The organism is Streptomyces sp. Tu 3180, assembly GCF_009852415.1.
Taxonomy (GTDB): domain Bacteria; phylum Actinomycetota; class Actinomycetes; order Streptomycetales; family Streptomycetaceae; genus Streptomyces.
Genome location: NZ_WOXS01000002.1, coordinates 25,107 through 41,914 on the forward strand (window position 1 = coordinate 25,107; position 16,808 = coordinate 41,914).

General features: G+C 70.3%; 16 protein-coding genes and 4 pseudogenes. 9 read left to right on the plus strand and 11 right to left on the minus strand.

Annotation, left to right across the window (positions count from 1 at the left end; all coding sequences use genetic code 11):
* The first annotated feature begins 327 nt into the window (after positions 1–327).
* Both GL259_RS01210 and GL259_RS01215 read left to right on the plus strand, forming a co-directional pair.
* Positions 328–1,137 (plus strand): DUF1963 domain-containing protein, encoded by an 810-nt coding sequence (locus tag GL259_RS01210; protein WP_159528458.1) that lies wholly within the window; start codon positions 328–330, stop codon positions 1,135–1,137.
* A 27-nt stretch (positions 1,138–1,164) separates the two neighbouring features.
* A pseudogene (locus tag GL259_RS01215) lies at positions 1,165–1,650 on the plus strand (IS5 family transposase); the annotation flags it as partial.
* Here GL259_RS01215 and GL259_RS01220 read toward each other — a convergent pair.
* The gene (locus GL259_RS01220; RefSeq protein ID WP_243762175.1) at positions 1,645–2,277 is read right to left on the minus strand and encodes a hypothetical protein; all 633 of its coding nucleotides are present in this window, start codon (positions 2,275–2,277) and stop codon (positions 1,645–1,647) included. The pseudogene GL259_RS01215 and the gene GL259_RS01220 overlap by 6 nt on opposite strands.
* Positions 2,278–2,285: 8 nt before the next feature.
* A complete protein-coding gene (locus tag GL259_RS01225; RefSeq protein ID WP_159528460.1) occupies positions 2,286–2,597 on the minus strand; it encodes a hypothetical protein in 312 nt (103 codons plus the stop codon).
* 323 nt (positions 2,598–2,920) lie between these two features.
* Here GL259_RS01225 and GL259_RS01230 point away from each other — a divergent pair, with 323 nt between their 5' ends.
* Positions 2,921–3,406, plus strand: coding sequence for a DUF1877 family protein (locus GL259_RS01230; protein WP_159528462.1), 486 nt, complete (start codon positions 2,921–2,923; stop codon positions 3,404–3,406).
* An 18-nt stretch (positions 3,407–3,424) separates the two neighbouring features.
* On the opposite strand, the gene GL259_RS01235 is transcribed toward GL259_RS01230, so the two are convergent.
* From GL259_RS01235 to GL259_RS01245, 3 genes are all read right to left on the minus strand, one after another.
* A protein-coding gene (locus tag GL259_RS01235) for an IS5 family transposase (protein WP_159528464.1) occupies positions 3,425–4,302 on the minus strand; the annotation gives its coding sequence in 2 pieces (ribosomal slippage) (positions 3,425–4,087 and positions 4,090–4,302; 876 coding nt in all).
* A 77-nt stretch (positions 4,303–4,379) separates the two neighbouring features.
* Entirely contained in the window at positions 4,380–7,487 is a 3,108-nt protein-coding gene (locus tag GL259_RS01240) for a CHAT domain-containing protein (protein WP_159528466.1), read from the minus strand.
* A gap of 89 nt (positions 7,488–7,576) precedes the next feature.
* Positions 7,577–8,557 (minus strand): hypothetical protein, encoded by a 981-nt coding sequence (locus tag GL259_RS01245; protein WP_159528468.1) that lies wholly within the window; start codon positions 8,555–8,557, stop codon positions 7,577–7,579.
* 81 nt (positions 8,558–8,638) lie between these two features.
* Between GL259_RS01245 and GL259_RS01250 the strand changes: the two genes are divergently transcribed.
* The 3 genes and pseudogenes from GL259_RS01250 to GL259_RS01260 form a co-directional block, all read left to right on the plus strand.
* The gene (locus tag GL259_RS01250; protein ID WP_159528470.1) at positions 8,639–8,986 is read left to right on the plus strand and encodes a hypothetical protein; all 348 of its coding nucleotides are present in this window, start codon (positions 8,639–8,641) and stop codon (positions 8,984–8,986) included.
* 2 nt (positions 8,987–8,988) lie between these two features.
* Entirely contained in the window at positions 8,989–9,990 is a 1,002-nt protein-coding gene (locus tag GL259_RS01255) for a hypothetical protein (RefSeq protein ID WP_159528472.1), read from the plus strand.
* Between the two features lie 85 nt (positions 9,991–10,075).
* Positions 10,076–10,800, plus strand: a pseudogene (locus tag GL259_RS01260) (transposase); the annotation flags it as partial.
* Positions 10,801–10,982: 182 nt separating this feature from the next.
* On the opposite strand, the gene GL259_RS01265 reads toward GL259_RS01260, so the two are convergent.
* Both GL259_RS01265 and GL259_RS01270 read right to left on the minus strand, forming a co-directional pair.
* Complete coding sequence (locus tag GL259_RS01265; RefSeq protein WP_243762176.1) at positions 10,983–11,645, minus strand: VOC family protein; 663 nt, start codon at positions 11,643–11,645, stop codon at positions 10,983–10,985.
* Positions 11,646–11,707: 62 nt separating this feature from the next.
* Positions 11,708–12,567 (minus strand): IS5 family transposase gene (locus GL259_RS01270; RefSeq protein WP_159528474.1). Its coding sequence is split into 2 segments (ribosomal slippage): positions 11,708–12,222 and positions 12,222–12,567, totalling 861 coding nucleotides; the frame shifts between segments, so codons are not numbered across the junction.
* Between the two features lie 257 nt (positions 12,568–12,824).
* Between GL259_RS01270 and GL259_RS01275 the strand changes: the two genes are divergently transcribed.
* A complete protein-coding gene (locus GL259_RS01275; RefSeq protein ID WP_159528476.1) occupies positions 12,825–13,238 on the plus strand; it encodes a hypothetical protein in 414 nt (137 codons plus the stop codon).
* A gap of 162 nt (positions 13,239–13,400) precedes the next feature.
* Positions 13,401–13,559, plus strand: a pseudogene (locus GL259_RS01280) (transposase); the annotation flags it as partial.
* Positions 13,560–13,599: 40 nt separating this feature from the next.
* Here GL259_RS01280 and GL259_RS01285 read toward each other — a convergent pair.
* Positions 13,600–14,811 (minus strand): MFS transporter, encoded by a 1,212-nt coding sequence (locus GL259_RS01285; protein ID WP_159528478.1) that lies wholly within the window; start codon positions 14,809–14,811, stop codon positions 13,600–13,602.
* Positions 14,812–14,849: 38 nt separating this feature from the next.
* Here GL259_RS01285 and GL259_RS01290 point away from each other — a divergent pair, with 38 nt between their 5' ends.
* Entirely contained in the window at positions 14,850–15,446 is a 597-nt protein-coding gene (locus tag GL259_RS01290) for a CGNR zinc finger domain-containing protein (protein WP_159528480.1), read from the plus strand.
* 135 nt (positions 15,447–15,581) lie between these two features.
* Here GL259_RS01290 and GL259_RS01295 read toward each other — a convergent pair.
* The 3 genes and pseudogenes from GL259_RS01295 to GL259_RS01305 all read right to left on the minus strand — a co-directional run.
* A pseudogene (locus GL259_RS01295) lies at positions 15,582–15,716 on the minus strand (toxin Doc); the annotation flags it as partial.
* Between the two features lie 2 nt (positions 15,717–15,718).
* On the minus strand, positions 15,719–15,979 hold the full coding sequence (locus GL259_RS01300; RefSeq protein WP_243762177.1) for an antitoxin MazE7: 261 nt from the start codon (positions 15,977–15,979) through the stop codon (positions 15,719–15,721).
* Between the two features lie 338 nt (positions 15,980–16,317).
* Entirely contained in the window at positions 16,318–16,764 is a 447-nt protein-coding gene (locus tag GL259_RS01305) for a DUF1772 domain-containing protein (RefSeq protein WP_159528482.1), read from the minus strand.
* Between the last annotated feature and the right edge of the window lie 44 nt (positions 16,765–16,808).

Below are 16,808 nucleotides of genomic sequence, written 5' to 3' on the forward strand. Positions count from 1 at the left end.
GGCGATCACACGTGTGACCTGCGCATTCCGTGCCGTGGGCAGAGTCCGGCCGAGCTTACCCCCGCAGATCCCGGTTCCCCGTGAGTCCCTGTCCGTTCTGACACGGGAGTGGCACGGCCGCGGGACCGTGCCTCGGACCCCTCGATGCGAACTATGGGCCGGGCGGTCGTTGAGGTTTCGCGGGCTGGTCAGGACGTCGGTACCGGTGGCTGACAGCCGTTCGTGGTCGTAGGGGTTGCTGTACTTCAATGCTGTACGGGGTTGTCGGTGGCAGGCACTAACGTGGCCGCAGCGTCCCGTCGATCTTCGTACGCCGGAGGAGCCACGATGCCCGCAGACACACCCGAGCCGCCCGCGCAGGATCCACGCACCCTGACATCGGAGTACGCGGGCCTCGCCCGGGAAACCACCCTCCTCAACCCGGAGCCCGGCGACCCCGGCGCGCGGGAGAGCTCGCTGGGAGGCAAACTGCTGTGGCCCGCGGACGAGCCGTGGCCATACTGCGCGCAGGAAGACCACTGGACGTTCGGCCCCGACCTGTCCAACAGGACCGAGATCGTCCCGGGCGCGGTGCCGATGGTGCCGATCCTCCAACTGTTCGCCCGGGACGTGCCGGGGCTGGAGTTCCCGGAGGGAAAGGACTTGCTACAGCTGGTGTGGTGCGCGCTGATGCACGAGCAGGATCCCAGGCTGCTAGTGATGCCGCAGTTGTACTGGCGCAACGAGGCGGAGGTCATGGCCCGTGGGCTGCTGTCCGAGATCCCCGAGGTGAGCGAGGGGGAGTACGACGAGGACAACATGCCGGAACCGTCCACGTTGTCCCCGACGACCGCGGAGGACTTCCCGAGCTGGCATGATCTGCCCGAGGACATGCGGGAGACCTGGGAACCCCGTCTCGGGTCGCCGACGGGCGGCGCCTTGTGGCCGCCCGACTCCCACGTCGTCGGGACGAAGGTCGGCGGCTGGCCTGCCTGGACGCAGCCCGCCGACTGGCCGAACTGCGAGAGCGGGCACCGCATGGAGCACCTTCTGACCATCACCGGCGACATACAGCTGGGCGACTGCGGCGGCGTCTACTTCTTCCACTGCCGCCAGTGCCCCGGCCTCCCGTGGGACTGGCGCTTCGACTGCCACTGACAGCTGAGGTCGGTGGAGCGACTTTGGCCTGATCACGGACTGGGACGCTCGCGCGGCGGGTTCACCACCAAGCTGCACCTGGCCGTCGAACAGGGCCAGAAGCCCATGTCGATCGTGGTGACGGCAGGGCAGCGCGGCGACTCGCCGCAGTTCGAACCGGTGCTGGACAAGGTCCGCGTGCCCCGCATCGGGCCGGGCCGGCCGCGCGTCCGCCCCGATCGCGTGCGCGCCGACAAGGCGTACGCCTCCCGCAGGAACCGCGCCTACCTGCGCCGGCGCAGAATCCGCTGCACCGTCCCGGACAAGGCCGACCAGGCACGCAACCGCCAGAAGCTCGGCTCCCGCGGCGGCCTGCCGCCGCATTTCGACCCGGCCGACTACCGCGAGCGTCACGCGGTCGAGTGCGGGATCAACCGCCTCAAGCGGCACCGCGCCGTCGCTACGCGATACGAAAAACTCGCCGTCCGCTACGAAGCGACAGTACGGGTCGCAACGATCAATCAATGGCTATGACGCTGTCTCGCGCGTCATCACATACGCGTTCCCGACGTCAGGATCGCCGTAGAAGAAGAACAGCTTCAACTCGTCGTGCTGATCGCGGTCCACGTAGAAGTACCGCGAATAGGTTGTTGGGGGCTCAGGAGCCAGAGGGTCATTGGCCGTCAAGGGAAAACGACTCTCGACCTGAGTCCGGGCCGTCAACGCCAGTCTGACCTTCTGTCCACCATCGGCGTCGGTCAGTTGCCAGGTTCCCGTACCGGAGAGGCGCCAGCCGTCCTCGAAGTCAAAGTCCTGACCGTCGAGTCTCTCAAGAAGGGCCGTTCCGTCTTCACGAAATGCGACGCGAACGCCCTCGACGTTCTCCCAGCCCCCGGCGACTTCGGCCGGCGTAGCGTCACGGAGCCCTGTTCCCCCGTAGTAATGACAGGGACCGCACGCCGTCAGAACAGTCAACGCCCATACCGATCCGCCGAGCATGGCCCCCCGCGCATGCAACCTGCTCCCACCCGCCACCAGACCCGCCCGTCCTACGCCCGCATCGGCCAACCGATAGAAGTGGGCTGTGGAGGGATACTTTGCCAGTCCTGTCCGTACAGACAGTTGCAGCCTGAACCATCGAGCCGGACGCAGGGTGCGCACGTGTGGTGCTATTTCCTCCGGCTCGCCTCGATCACGAAGGCGGCTATCAGGCAGGCCGCGACCGCGGCCGCCGAACCGAAGAAGATCCCCTCGAAGACCAAGCCGTTCGCGCCCTCGACCGTGCCATCTTCATGCATACAAGACTTCTCGAAAGGGAAGCTGGCCGTACGCAGAACCTCGCAGTGGTTCTGCAGGTCCTCATTGACCACGCTCGCCTTGATCCAGGACAGAGCCCATACGAGGAAAAAGATCCCGGCGAAGGCGCACACGGCGCCCCACAGCCGGTTCAGTTGAGCATCACGCGTGCCGGTTCTCGTCATACGGCGGAGCCTACTGGCGGACGCTCCAAGCGGTCCGCCTGTTCGACCGCCTCCAGCAGCCGACTTGACGCGCTAACCGGCTGAGGTGTTTCCGCTGCCGATCGGTTCCTTCAGTCAGTATCGGCTGGCGACCGTCGTGCCGTGCATCGAGTCCTCCCTCCCTGCGTGTCCGAGCGCTGGGGCCGGCCGGCTCCGGGCCGTGCACCGGAAGTCCTGCCGGATGGCGCGAGCCGATCTCGACGACACATGGCTGTCAGTGCCCTCAAGTAGATTCTGTCCGTTCGACCCGACGGGTGGGTCGTCGAACTGAGGGATTCGTCGTCGTGAGCATCTACCTGCATTTTCGTGCCGTGTCGGAGTCCGGGATTCGGGACGACCACACCTGGCTCGCTGCGTTCATGTCCGAGGCTTGGGAAAACGACGAAGCCGAGTACGCAGCAGGCATTGCCCACTCGATCAACAAGAGCTGGAACGCTGTCAACGACCTCTATGCCGCGGCCGATGCCCTCTGCACAGACGCCGACGAGCCGTGGACACTGCCGATCTACGGCGGCCGCCCCGTGCCCCACGGCACGGATGCGGACCCCTCCGATCCACCGCTGATGCTTCTGGAGCCGTCTGGAGTGTCACGGGCCGCGCGTTTCCTTACGGCTGTCCCTTTCGACGATCTGTGGAACGTTGTCGATGTCAGGTTCACTGCCCTCGGCCGGACCAGGCAGGAGCACCTCGAACATCACCGGGGCCTGCAAGAGTTCTACGGGCAGGCGGCTTCGGCAGGCCACGCCGTGGTCAAAGCGGTGTGGGCTTGAGGCGTGACCACGTGCCGGTCACAGCCATTCGTTGATGGATGCAACCAGCACAGTCGCCTCGTAGCGGACGGCGAGTTCGTCGTACCGGGCGGCGACGGCGCGGTGCCGCTTGAGGCGGTTGATCCCGCACTCGACCGCGTGACGCTCGCGGTAGTCGACCGGGTCGAAATGCGGCGGCCGGCCGCCGCACGAGCCGAGCTTCTGGCGGTTGCCTGCCTGGTCGGCCTTGTCCGGGACGGTGCAGTGGACCCCCCGGCGGCGCAGGTAGGCGCGGTTCCTGCGGGAGGCGTACGCCTTGTCGGCCCGCACCCGATCGGGGCGGACGCGTGACCGGCCCGGACCGACGCGGGGCACGCGGACCTTCTCCAGCACCGGTTCGAACTGCGGCGAGTCGCCGCGCTGCCCCGCCGTCACCACGATCGACATGGGCTTCTGGCCCTGTTCGACGGCCAGGTGCAGCTTGGTGGTGAATCCGCCGCGCGAGCGTCCCAGCCCGTGATCACGAGGCTCGGTGAACACGCCACCTGGCGGTTCCTTCTGCAGATCGCCCTGCTTGTGAGCCCCGGCCGCATGCTGATGGGCGCGACAGACCGTGGAGTCGACGCTCGGATCCCACGTGATCGCACCTTCCGCATCGGCCAGGGACTGGAGCCGGGTGAGGATCCGGTGCCAGGTGCCGTCCCGCTGCGCCACCAGCGGAACAGGTCGCAGACCCGGCCCCACGGCCCGTACTCGACGGGCACGTCCCGCCACGGAACACCGCTCCGAACCCGGAACCGTATGCCGTCGATCAACTGCCGGCGGGGCCAGACGGGCGGCCGCCCCGTTTTGGCGCCTTTCGGCGACAGCGGTTCCAGCACCGCCCACTGCTCGTCCGTGAGATCTCCCCGACCCATGAACCGTGATCATTCACAGCCCAAGACCTACTTTCGATACACGGCCCAGGCGCGGCACCCGGGTCCCTCGTGCGCCGTCATGGTCCTGTGTGGATGTGGGAGGCCCACTGGGCGGGCTGGGAGCCCTCCCTCACATCACGCAGCCGCCGTACCGCCGTGTGCAGCGCGCGGGCCGGGTCGGAGCCCGCCGTGACCAGCTGCTCGTACACCTCCTCCGCGATCCCGGCCGCCGCCCGGTCCCCCACCGGCCACAGCGTGGAGATCACATGCGGATAGCCCGCCGCCTGAAACGCCGAGGACAGATGGATGACCTCGTCCGGCAGATCCACCCCGGGACGGCCGGTGCCGCAGGCGGACAGGTAGGCGAGGAACGCCCCCGGCGTCCGCGTGCCCATCACGTCGGCCACGGTAAGCGAGCCGCCGGACAGATGCAGCCGGCCGGCCGACGGGCGGTCCAGGTTGCCGGTCGCGTGACAGGCGAAGTGGACCCAGTCGCTCTCGGCGAGGGCCGCCCGCACCGCGTCGGGACGCGCCTCCTCGTCGCTCAGTACCCGCAGACCCGTGATCCGCGCTCGCAGACTTGCAATCTCCTGTTCAGCCGCCGGCAGCTCCGGGACGCCCGGCACGCGTGGTACGCACACGGCGAGCGGCCGCAGCGGACGGCGGGCCCCACTCGATCCGGCCGCCCGGCGGGCGTGGCGCAGGGCGCGCAGGGTGACCGTGTAGGAGGGCACCGCGCGGTCAATGAGCGTGCGGCCGTCCCCGGCGGTGTGGTGGCCCGCGGCGTGCAGCGGCAGGAACCCGAGCGCGGCGGTCGGCATCAGCCACAGCCGGGGAAGCGGTGCGCCGGCGGCCGACGCCCGGGTCAGGCCCAGGGCCGTCAGCACCGGTTCGGCCACGGTGTCCCACAGCCAGGCGAGCGTACGGCCGACGTAACGGCTCGCTGCGTGCACGTCCAGCGGGTCGAACCGGTCGCCGCCGCCGAGGATCTGGAGCGCCGTCAGGAAGGCGGCGGCCCGCTCCTCGACGATCGGTGCCGACAGGTCGGGCAACGGCACGGACGACGCGCCGGCCGCGGTGAGCAGCAGCGCGTCACAGCCGTACTCGCTGACGTTCACCGCGACGACGGGTCCGGCCTCGGCCTCCGCCGCCGGGTCCGAGCAGGACGTGCCGGGCACGGCCGGTACGTCCGGACGGGTGCCCGCCGGGGTGCCGGCGTCCTCCACCGTCCGGGCCAGCAGCACACCGCGCCCGGCCTCCAGGACGTCCATCGCTGCCGCGGCGTCGCCGTCGTGCCGCAGTACGGTGGCGGCGGCCCGGGTGGACAGCAGCGGATATCCCTTGAGACTGAACATCAGATCGTCGCCGTCCAGCCGGGCCGTGCCCACTTCGGCATAGGCGAGGACGGCGGTCCGGTGGCCCTCGGCGGCGCCCGCCCAGTCAACGGCGGCCGCGGCGAGCCGGCCCCAGGAGCGGCCCGCGATGGCCCGCACGTGCGGGTTGGCGTTCCGGTTCCGGGCCGCGGCGGACAGGACACGGATCGCCTGCGCGCGGTCGTCGGGGTCCTGGGTCGCCTCGTACAGATTCTGCAATGCCGTACCGAGGTTGGCCAGCCGCACTGCCCGGGCGGGATCACCGGCCGGGGTGTCGGCCAGTGCCGAGCGGGCCAGCCGGACCGCCTCGCGCAGCCGTGCCACGTCCTCGGCGCCGGGCGGCGGATCGGACGGCGGCGTGAAGGTGCCGGTCCGCAGGAACTCCTCGAGCACCTGCTGGCCGAACCAGGCGGCGCGCGCCTCCTCGCCGTCGGCCTGGTGCGCCCGCTGCAGTATCTGGCTCAGGTGCGCGGCCGCCTGCGCGCGCTTCGGCGACCACTCCGGCAGCCCGTCCAGCACCGATTGCTGGAGCTCGACCGCCTCGTTGAGGTCGGCGGGCGCCGCGGCACGGCTGCGGGACCGCCATTCCAGCGCGTTCGCCAGCGCATCGGCCAGGGCCGGGCGCACCGGGTGCCTCGGGTCGGCCACGGCGAGCCCTTCGCGCAGCACGCCGATCGCCTCGTCCAGGGCGGGGAGGTCGCCGTACCGCTGGTGTTTTTGGAGGAGCCCGACTCCCAGCGTGCACAGGTACCGGACGCGCACCGGTTCCTCGTGCGGGGTGTCGCGGACGGCGTCACGCTGGAGCTCGAGCGACTCCAGGAGCATGCGGCTGTCGTCGGTGAGGTCGTACAGCTCCGCCAGCGTCAGGGCCAGACTCGCCCGCACGTGCGGATCCCGGGGCCGGGCAGCGGAGGCGGCGCGCAGCAGGGCGACCGCTCGGCGCAGGGTTTCCTGCCGGGTGGTGGCGGTACCGAGATGGCGCAGCAGGTCGCCGAGGAGGCGCAGCCGGTCCGGGTCGTCACCGTCGGCCTCCAGCGCTCGTTCGGCCAGCTGCACGCCCCGGTCGAGATCCCGGCGGTCCTCCCGGAGGCCGTAGCGCCACAGCAGGTTGCGGGCGAGCGCCTCCTCGTACTCGGGGCAGCGCTCGGGGGCATGGCGCCGGGCCAGTTCCAGGGCACGCTCGCAGGCCGCGACCGCCTCGTCCAGGTCCTGTGCCCGGCCGGTCGCCTCGGCCCGCATGGCCAGGGACTGGGCGAGCATGCCCAGCACCTCCAGGTGGAACGGCTCCGCGGAGTCGTTAGCCTCGGCACGCCGGTCGGCGACCCGCCAGGCCTCGACGGCCCGGTCCAGGGCGGCCTCGCCTCCCTCGACGAGCGAGAACCACAGCGTCCGTGCCAGCGCCCGGTGGTAACCGGTGATCACCTGGATGTCCGCACGATCGTGCGGGATTCGGTCGATGTCCTCGGTGAGGCGGACCAGCGCCCGCATGGCGTCGGGCTCACGGTGCTCCCTCACCCGGTCCGACAGCCGGGTGACGAACGGCAGCAGGACGCGCACCCGGTAGGAGTCCGGTGACGTCACGTTCTCGACGGCGGCCAGCAGCAGTTCGACGGCACCGGGCAGCGACCGGGCACCGACGATGTCGAGGGCGTCCGCGAGAGCGTGTGCGGCGGAGCTGTCCGGTGGCTGCTGCCTGCGGAGCGCGCTCGTGTACGGCGCTAGAGCGGCGACGGCCGCGTCGGCGGCGTTTCGGTCCCGCCGCTGCACGGCTTTCGTCAGGGAGTCGACCAGCGGGGCGTGGGGCGTCGGCATCAGGCGTCTCCTCTCTCCTCCTTCGGGCACGCCGGCTCGTCCTGCGGCGCACACGGGCACGGCACGGCGTCAGCGGAGTCGGTGGCACGTCAGCCCACCCGGCACTCCAGGACGAGCCGCAGCGGGCGGGGCACGTGCGCGGGCGGCGCGCCGGTGCCGGCCGGCGCCGCACGCTCCAGATCCAGCAGCGGGCGGAAGCAGCGCAGTGCGGCGGCCAGGTCGTCGGCGGCGGGCTCCCCGGCAAGCGTCTGGCAGACGTGGCGCTGCCAGTGCAGCATCCCGCAGGTCTGCAAGGTCACCGGGTCGATGAGGGCGTTGGGCCCAGTCAGGGCCAGTGCCTCCAGCAGCGCCTCGTCGTCGAGCAGCAGCGCCGGGTCACGGCTCGCCTCGAACTGGGCGAGCCGTTCGAGGATCGCCGGCAGCAGCCGTACCCAGACCGGTCCGGGCAGGCCAAGCGTCTCCGGCGCCTCCCCCAGACGTCGCCGCCAGCCCTGCTCATCGCCGACGGCCCGGCCCTTCAGATAGCAGGCGACACGTCTGCGCAGCGCCCGGCGGCGGAAGGCGCCCGCCGGGGCGGTGTCGTGGGTGCGCAGCCCCACACCGGACATGAGGGCCCCCACTGGCACCTCGTCTGCGGAACCGGGCACGAACTTGGCCGCCTCCGCGACGGTCGCCGCGGCCCACCACCACAGTTCGTGCACGACCGGCCGGAAGAGCGGCAGGGACCCCTTGATCCGCGGGGTGCGCCGGGCAGCGTCCACGTAGTCGAGGGCGATCGCCATCCAGCAACCAGGGTCGACGAGTTCGGACGGCTCCGGTCCCCCGAACAGCCACTCGGGTCCCCGCTCACCGGGCTGCGGCTCGGCGTACGGACGGGCGGGCCGGCCGAAGACGAACAGCCGCGAGTGCCCGCAGCCCGGGCACACGCCGTGCCACTCGCTCGCCCCGTGCCGGCCGGCCGCCACGTCCTCGATGTGCTGGGGGCTGAAGGCGCGCTGGCCACAGACGCAGGGGTTGACCATGACGTACGTCTCGGCCTCGTACCGGGTCCGGGCGATCGGGAGCACCATGCGTCGACACTAAGACACAACTTCGCTCTGCCGAGAGGCGTTTGACGACTGCGGGACACGGCCGGGGGATAGGTTCACCCTATGGATCAATCACCCGACCCCGTGGCCGCCCTCTGCGCCCAGCTCCAGGTGCTGCGCGTGTGCGCTCCCGAGGAGGCGGAGCGACTGGTGGCCGGTGCACGGCAAGGAAGCGACATCGGCGCGGAGCTGTCCCGGCTGCTGCTGCGGCTGGACATGGCCGTCGTCTCCGACACCGACCGGAGCGCTCCCGTCGGTCCCGCGATGATCGGCGGCTTCGGCCGGCACGCCGTGCACGAGCACTTCCGCTGCCCCGCCGAACGGTGTTCCCGGGTGCAGGCCCGCCGGCCGGCCGCGCCCGCGCCGGTCTGCCACCTGGAAGGCGTCCCGATGCGGCTGACGCGGAGCTGACGATGGACGTCGTCCTCGCCGAACTGGGCCGCCGGGCGGCCGAGAAGTGGGTCTCCCTGCTGACCCTTCCCGGTCTGCTGTTCATCGCCGCCGCGGCGGCCGGGCGGGTGCTCGGACACACCGGCTGGGCGGACGTCGGCACACTCGCGGACGCGGGCCGACGCGCCGCGGCCGACTTGGCGCGGGAGGGCACCCTGACGGTCGTCATGGCCGCCGCCCTGCTCCTGCTGTTGGCCACGGCCGCGGGTCTGGCCGCGACCGCCGCCGGACGGGCGGTACGCCTGTTCTGGCTCGCCGAGGGCCGGATACCGCCCGGTCCGTCCCTGATCGCCCGCCGGAGCCACCGCTGGGAGGCCGCGCAGCAGGCGTACGCGGACCACAGCGAGACGGTCGCCCGCCGGATATGGGAGGCAGGGGTGGGCTCGGGGGGCCGTGCTGGTCCGGGAGACTCGGGTGATCCGGCGCCCCCAGTGGACCCGGCGCGCCAAACTGACTCGGGCCGGCCGTATGACCCTGCGGGCGACGCAGCCGAGTTGGACCGTCTCGCCGACAGGCGCAACCGCATCTGTCTGGCCGAACCGACGCGGCCGCTGTGGATCGGGGACCGGCTGGCGGCGACCGACGCACGGGTGTACGCGGCATACGGGCTGGACTTGGGCACGGCGTGGCCGCGGCTGTGGCTGACCGTGCCGGAGGAGACGCGGGCCGAGGTGCGGCTGGCCGCGACCGCCTTCGACGCCGCCGCGGGCCTCGCCGGGTGGGGGCTGCTGTATCTGCTGCTGGGAGCCGTCTGGTGGCCGGCCGCGGTCGCCGGAGCGGTGGTGTGCGCCGTGGGCTGGCGGCGCGGCCGGGTCTGTGTCTCCGTCTACGCCGATCTGGTCGAGTCCGTCGTGGACCTGCACGGCCGCCCGCTCGCCCAGGCCCTCGGTCTGACGGAGGACCCGGGCCCCATGACGGAAGAACTCGGCACGGAGATCACCGCGGTCGTGCGCAAGGGGGCCTGACGGCGCCGTCGACGCGGCGGTCCCGGTCGGCCAGCCGCCGGCCCGGCCCGCACGGCCCGCCGCGCTATCCCGGCGCACCTGCGCTGCGCCGCAGTCACCTAACGGTCGCCGGTTCCGCAAGCTTGTCGGGGTCGTGCGGCGCCGGGGTGGCGGCAAGCCCACCGGTGGCCGGCCATGGGCTCTGCCCCGGGAGAGCCGCGTACTGCTGGTGGCCGCGTACTGGCGGACGAACCTCACGATGCGGCAGCTCGGGCCTCTGTTCGGGATCTCGAAGCCGGCCGCGGACCGGGGCATCGACCACATCGCTCCGCTTCCGGCCCTGGCCCCGGTGCGGCGCCGCCATCCGCTGGCACGGTGCTGATCGTGGACGGCACCCCGGTTCCCACCCGCGACCGCAGCGCGGCCGCCTCCAGCAAGAACTGCCACTACTCCACCAACCACCAGGTCGTCATCGACGCCCATACCCGGCTGGTCGTGGCGTCCGGACGCCCCTTGCCCGGCAACCGCCACGACGCCCGCGCCCACCGCGAATCGGACGTGGAAGGGGCCGTGAAGAACGCACCCGTTCCCGGCGACGGCGGCTATCGCGGTACTCCTGCTCCCATCCCGCACTGGCCACGCAAAGACCGGCCACTCACCCCCGCGCAGCAGGCCGACAACACCCTCCACCGCCGAGTGAGAGCCCGTGTTGAGCACGCCTTCTCCAGGATGAAGACCTACAAGATCCTCCGCGGCTGCCGACTACGCGGCGACGGCGTCCACCACGCCATCCTCGGCGTGGCCCGGCTGCACAACCTAGCCCTCGCTGGACGAACCCCACCTCAGTCGAGGACGTCAAGTCCCGTCCTCCACCCCTTACGGGACGGCGTTTGGAACCGCTGACGAAATGAGGTGCCTCCGACTCAAGGTGGAGTGACGGCACCGCGAGTCGTACTGGCGTCATTGCCTCAGAGAGTGAACTCGGAATGACAGCCCTTCCGGGCTGTGCAGTCTCAGAACGGAGTGGTCGGTCTCTCGGATCCAGGTAGTGGGACTCCGGCCACCGCCGCCGATCTGCACGCGGGAGATGACACCACCCAGATCATCGACCCCGACGGAGAGTTCCCACGCGGGACAGCGATGGGTTCGCGCGCCGCGATGAATGCGGCGGCCGTCAGAGGAGTACCTGTCAACTGGTGGTAGAAGTCCCGGGCCTGGTCCGGTTGGCCGCAAGCCAGGACCATGTGGTGTGGGGCGCCTACGAAGCGAGGCGGGAACTTCCACCCGGTGAACCCATGAGGTTGCCACAGGGAGAAGGCAGCGCCCACCGGGTCGATCAGCGTCGCCGTACGGCCCTGATCGCCCGCGTCAAAGGGAGCCACGACAAGGCGCGCGCCGTTTGCCGTCGCGGCTTCGGTGCGGCAGTCGACGTCGTCAACGGCCAGGTGGTAGGCGACGTGGGCGGGTGTGTCCGGCGGGTAGATCGGGTTCGCAAGGTCGCTGACACTGCCGATCTGGTACCCGCCGATGGTTGTCTTGGTGGCCTGGCGCCGGTCCTCCTCATCCACCGCAAGACACCAGCCCAGTGCCTCCGACAAGAAGGCGGCGGTGCCGGACGGTTCGCGGACTTTCAGGTCCATCCAGCAGAACTCGTTCAGCGAACCGAGGGCGGTCATCGTGTCCTCCTTGTCTCTCGGGTGGTGGGTATCGGCTCGCCGGGCGACTGCGCAAGCGGGTTTCAGCTGCCGGCCGTGCGAGAGCGTTGGCGGGAAGCCGCAAGTCTCTGCTGCGCGTGCAGTGACACCAGTCGTCTCCAGCAGATGGGAGCGCATCCGAGGGTGGGGAAGGCTTCGTGGATGTCGTCGCGTACCTCCCCGCGGATCCGCAGGCGGCGAAACCAGTGCAGGTGAGCGAAAGCGCGCTCGACGACCCAGCGTCGGGTGCCGAGTCCGGAGCCGTGTTCGGTGCCGCGGCGGGCGATCAGCGGCTTCGCGTCGAGGGCCCGGACCAGACGGCGGTACTTGTCGTGGCCGCGGTCAGCGAGGATCACGTCCGGGCGGCGCCGGGGCCGGCCACGCTTGCCCCGCACCGGCGGCACGGCCTGGAGGAGCGGGATCAGCTGGGTGGCGTCGTTGCGGTTGCCACCGGTCAAGGCGGCAGCGAGCGGGGTGCCGGTGGCGTCAGTGATCAGACGATGCTTACTGCCCGTCCCGCCCCGGTCGACGGGGCTTCGTCCGGTTTTGGCTCCCCCTTCAACGCCCGGATGCGGGAGCCGTGGACCGCCGCGCGGGAGAAGTCCAGGGCGTTCGCGCCGCGCAGTTCGGCGAGGAGAGCCTTGTGCAGCCGGGGCCGCACTCCGGCCTCAGCCCACTCGGCCAGGCGGCGCCAGCATGTCATGCCCGAGCCGAAGCCGAGTTCCTGCGGCAGATGTTCCCAGGTAATTCCGGTATGCGGTACGAACAGGATGCCCTGGAACACCGGTCGGTCCGGATGCCGCTCGCCTCCTGGATGCCGGGTCCGACGCTCGATCCTGGGCAGCAGCGGCTCGATCACCGCCCACAGTTCGTCGTCGACTTCCCACGGCTTCGGCCGTGCCACCCCGCACCCCCAAATCGTCGGTCCTGGAGTGATGCAATCACCTCGAAGATCATTTCGTTAGGACTTCTCAGAGGGCGGTTCGTAAGGCAATGTCCGGCTCGTCGCTGGGTTCGGGTGGGAGGTGCTGTTCGGTCCTCCGCGCCGGAGAAGAGCGCGAGGCGGCCCGCCAGGGCTTCATCAGCAGCCTCGGTGTCGCCGGTTCCCCGGCTGGGCCGCACCCTTGACCTCAACCTTGGTTGAGGCGCAACACTCGGCGCATGGAGATCACAAAGAGCAGCACCATTCTCTTCCGCAATACCATGCGCATCACGGACGGTCACCTCGACGGTTTCCGGCGCGCCATCGCGCAGGCGGTGGCATTCGCTCAAGAGCACGGCCCTCAGCTCATGGTCGAGGTCTTCATCGACGAGGAGCGGATGCTGGCGCACAGCTTCCAGCTCTACCGCGACTCCGATGCCATCCGCGCCCACTGGCGGCTCTCGGATCCGTACATCCGGGAGGTGATGGAGCACTGCACCGTGCAGCACTTCGAGATATTCGGCGCACCGGACCATGACATCGTGGCGGCCCTCAAGACCCCCGATGGCGAATCCTTCCCCTTCGTCGTCTCGCCGCGCCTCGCCGGCTTCAACCGTCTCGGGACGCCCGGCTTGGATGAATCACGCTCTTAGCGGAGTTCATGACTCTTTGAGTGGGTCTGCTGTCGCCTGACGGTGTGGCTGCGGGGCAGAATCTGCCGGTCCGCGCTTGTTGATCTGGGCTGTGACCGGGTGAGTGGACGCAAGCCGTACCCGAGCGACTTATCGGACGAGCAGTGGTCGTCGATCGAGCCGGTGATCACCGCGTGGAAGGACCGGCACCGCTCGGTCAGCGGCCACCAGGGCGCCTACGACATGCGGGAGATCGTGAACGCGATCCTCCACCAGGGGCGGACCGGCTGCCAGTGGACCTATCTCCCGCACGACCTGCCGCAGAAGAGCGCGACCTACTACTTCGCCGCCCGGCGGTCGGAAGAGGACGGCACAACCGAACTCAACGAACCTGGTCCTCAGACGAGCTGAAGGTTGCCGACGGGATCGTGAAGAAGGCCACCGCCGCGAAGACCGCCGCCGCGAAGACCGCCACACTCGCCGCGAGGGCCAAGGCACTTGGAAGAGACCAGCTCACGACGGGCCCGGCAACCGCTGCCCCCAGGGCGAATCCGGTGATTTTCAAACTGGCGCCAGTAGTGAAGATCTGGCCTCGTAAGTGGTCTGGGGCCTCCCGGTGGCGGATGGCGAACAAGGCGGCCAGCTGGGGTCCTTCACCGATCCCCACCACGAGTACCGCCACGACAAGCACCACGGGTGACTCCACCGTGGCCAGGGCCAGCGCGGCAGCCTGGACAAGGGCACTGGCCCAGATGATCGTGTCGGGGGCGACTGCACGCGGAAACCGGGCGAGTACGGCGTTGGCCGCCAGGGCGGAGACAGCCGCGCAGGAGAGCAACACCGCGCCACGGCCGGCTCCGCCCAGAACACGTTCACCCAAGAGCGGGATGCACGCCGTCAGCAGGCCCTGGGCGACACAGGAGACGACTGAGGTAAGGGTCGCCCGGGCCAAAGACGGTCTTCCGACGATGACCCGCATTCCGGCAGCAAGGTCGCGAATCACCGAGGTCGTCTGAGCGCCCCGCGCCCGAGAGGGACGGGCGGGCAGCATCCATGCGGCGGGCAGCGCCAAGGCGATGAGCACCACGGAGACCACCACGGCCGACGGGGCTCCCAACGCCTCCGCCACACCGCCGGCGAGAGCCGGACCGGCCAGACTCGCCACGCTGAACGTCATGGCATCGAGCGCGTTCGCCCGGGGCAGGTGGTCGCCAAGCACCACACGAGGCAGTTGAGCCGTCCAGCCGCCCGACAGAGCAGGCCCCAGCAGCCCTGCCACCACGGCGATCACGATGGTGACGGCGAACGGCAACCGGCCGAGCCCCACGAGAATCATCCCCAGCCCCGCCGCGTACAGCACGAGGGTCACGGCCAGCAGGAGCCCCGGCCGCCCTGCTCTGTCGAGGAGCGCCCCGAGTACCGGTCCCCCGACCGCGGCAGAAATCGTGATGCCCGCAAGCAGCGACGACGCTTCGACGGTCGATCCGGTCAGGGCAAACGCTGCCAGCATCAGCGCCGGTCCCGACATCTCGTCCCCGGCACGAGCTGCCACTGCTCCGGCGAGATACAAACGGAGTGAGTAACGCCTTTTCATCAGCGAGACGTTACGGAGGTAACCCAAAACTCAGCAAGATGCGTTACATTCCACGGGTGCTCTCCAACAGCGACGACTGGTCCACCCGGCACTCCGTGCTGACCACGGCTCGACGGACCGCTGCCCTGATCAACGCTCTCGCCGAGGACCGCCCCGACCCTGCCGGAGTCGCCGACGTGCTCCGCGAGTACGGCGAGACCGACCCCATCGACCTCACCGCCCGCGATGTCGCCGGGATGCGCGCAGCCGCGGCCCTGCTGCGGCAAGTCTTCGCCGCCGAGCACGCCGACGATGCCGCAGCCACTCTCAACCGCCTTCTGCAGGACCACACCGGAGCGCTCCGCCTGACCTCGCACGGCGGCAACGCCCCTTGGCATCCCCACCTCGACCACGACGACAACGCCCCCTGGGACGAGTGGCTCCTCGCCTCGTCCTGCATGGCCCTGACCGTCCTCGTCTGGGACCGCCAACGCCCGCCCGGCAGGATCTGCACATCACCCAGCTGCCGTAACGTCTTCATCACCCAGGGCAGCGGCCCGGAACGCCGCTACTGCTCCCGCCGATGCGCGACCCGCGAACGAGTCGCAGCCCATCGACGCTCCCACTCCCCCGAGCAGTCGAGCGACATCAAGTAGGGCGCTCAGGATCCGACGCGACATCGCTCAAACTTCGATGAGAATCGCTCAACCTTCGCTGCGACAGGTCAGGGAGGCCGTCGACCCGCTCGAGCGCGTGCCCGGCCGCCGTCGGTGAGCGCGGCTGCGCACGGCCTCGATGCTCGGAGTGTTCACGCGGTGCCGGGCGACGGCGGCGACGAGTCCCGAGTAGTCCCGCACGGCGAGTTCCTCGCCGAGCGGTTCCTCTTGCCGGTCCAGGAGCCACCGGACGTCGATGTGCAGGTCCAAGATCAGGCCACTCGGCGCGCGCTGTCGACGCCCGAGGGCAGGCCGCCGAATTCACGGTCGAAGGCTTCGGCGGTGCCGGGCCGCGCGATGGCCGCGCGGAACGCCGCGGTGGCGTCGGCCAGGCGCAGCTGGTTCTCCTCCTGGACGGCCGGGTCCGCCAGCAGGGCCCGGACACTCGTGCCCCGGGCGGCCGCGATGGCGGCGAGCCGGGCCCTGGTCTCGGTGTCGATCTTCGCCGTCATGTCTGCCACACGTCCGAGCACGCATCCATGACTCCCTTCGTGAATACCGTTCGCGCCTTCCCCGGAGGGTGGGAGCCGGGGAAGGCAGCATCGGACGCGCCGCGGCCGGCGGCCACCGTTCCGGTCGGCGACACCGGGGTTTTCCGGGCCGGCGCGTACCCGCCGACCGCCCTTCGCCGGGCGCCGTGCAAGCGAACCAGAGCCGAGAGCCGCGCGGGCCATCGAGGGGCGCGGCTTGTCGGGATTGCCAGGTGGGGGCTCTCAGCGGCGGCAGGATTCCCGGCTGTCGGGATTTCGGTGACCCGCTGCCGCCAGGGCGTGGGACTCGGGCGCCACCAGCGCGGTGTCGGCCCGCGGGCTCAGGCGAGGGCGGCGACCAGCAGGGCGAAGGCGACCATGATGACGGCGACGCGGACGTAGTGGAAGCGGTCCCAGCGGTTCATCTGCTCCTTCCAGTCCTCGGGCCGGTTCTCGGGGGTCCACGTCTTGCCCCGGTTGTTGATCGGGACGAGCAGCAGAAGCGACATGATCACGCTGAGAATCAGCAGCGCGCCGGCGGTGACGACGAGGCCGGTGCCGTGGTGGTGCCATCCGGCGACGGCCCAGACCGCGACGAGGACGAGTGAGGTGATGTACCAGACCGGCATCACGGCGCCGAGCATCCGGCCCCCGTGGGCACGGCCGAGTTGGCCACTGTCATCGGGGAGTGCGTTGAGGATCGGGTTGATGACGAAGGCGACGGAGAACTCCACCCCCACCATCACACCGACGACCACGGTGGTGAACACCTCGAGTGCGTCGAACATGATGCCCCTCCTGGGATCTAGCATTGCTAGCCGATAAAGCAACG

Excerpts from the sequence above, each read along its gene's own strand:
- GL259_RS01210 (WP_159528458.1), top strand. The coding sequence starts at position 328 with ATGCCCGCAGACACACCCGAGCCGCCCGCGCAGGATCCACGCACCCTG.
- GL259_RS01225 (WP_159528460.1), bottom strand. The coding sequence starts at position 2,597 with ATGACGAGAACCGGCACGCGTGATGCTCAACTGAACCGGCTGTGGGGC.
- GL259_RS01240 (WP_159528466.1), bottom strand. The coding sequence starts at position 7,487 with ATGCCGACGCCCCACGCCCCGCTGGTCGACTCCCTGACGAAAGCCGTG.
- GL259_RS01245 (WP_159528468.1), bottom strand. The coding sequence starts at position 8,557 with ATGGTGCTCCCGATCGCCCGGACCCGGTACGAGGCCGAGACGTACGTC.
- GL259_RS01250 (WP_159528470.1), top strand. The coding sequence starts at position 8,639 with ATGGATCAATCACCCGACCCCGTGGCCGCCCTCTGCGCCCAGCTCCAG.
- GL259_RS01255 (WP_159528472.1), top strand. The coding sequence starts at position 8,989 with ATGGACGTCGTCCTCGCCGAACTGGGCCGCCGGGCGGCCGAGAAGTGG.
- GL259_RS01265 (WP_243762176.1), bottom strand. The coding sequence starts at position 11,645 with ATGACCGCCCTCGGTTCGCTGAACGAGTTCTGCTGGATGGACCTGAAA.
- GL259_RS01275 (WP_159528476.1), top strand. The coding sequence starts at position 12,825 with ATGGAGATCACAAAGAGCAGCACCATTCTCTTCCGCAATACCATGCGC.
- GL259_RS01285 (WP_159528478.1), bottom strand. The coding sequence starts at position 14,811 with ATGAAAAGGCGTTACTCACTCCGTTTGTATCTCGCCGGAGCAGTGGCA.
- GL259_RS01290 (WP_159528480.1), top strand. The coding sequence starts at position 14,850 with ATGCGTTACATTCCACGGGTGCTCTCCAACAGCGACGACTGGTCCACC.
- GL259_RS01305 (WP_159528482.1), bottom strand. The coding sequence starts at position 16,764 with ATGTTCGACGCACTCGAGGTGTTCACCACCGTGGTCGTCGGTGTGATG.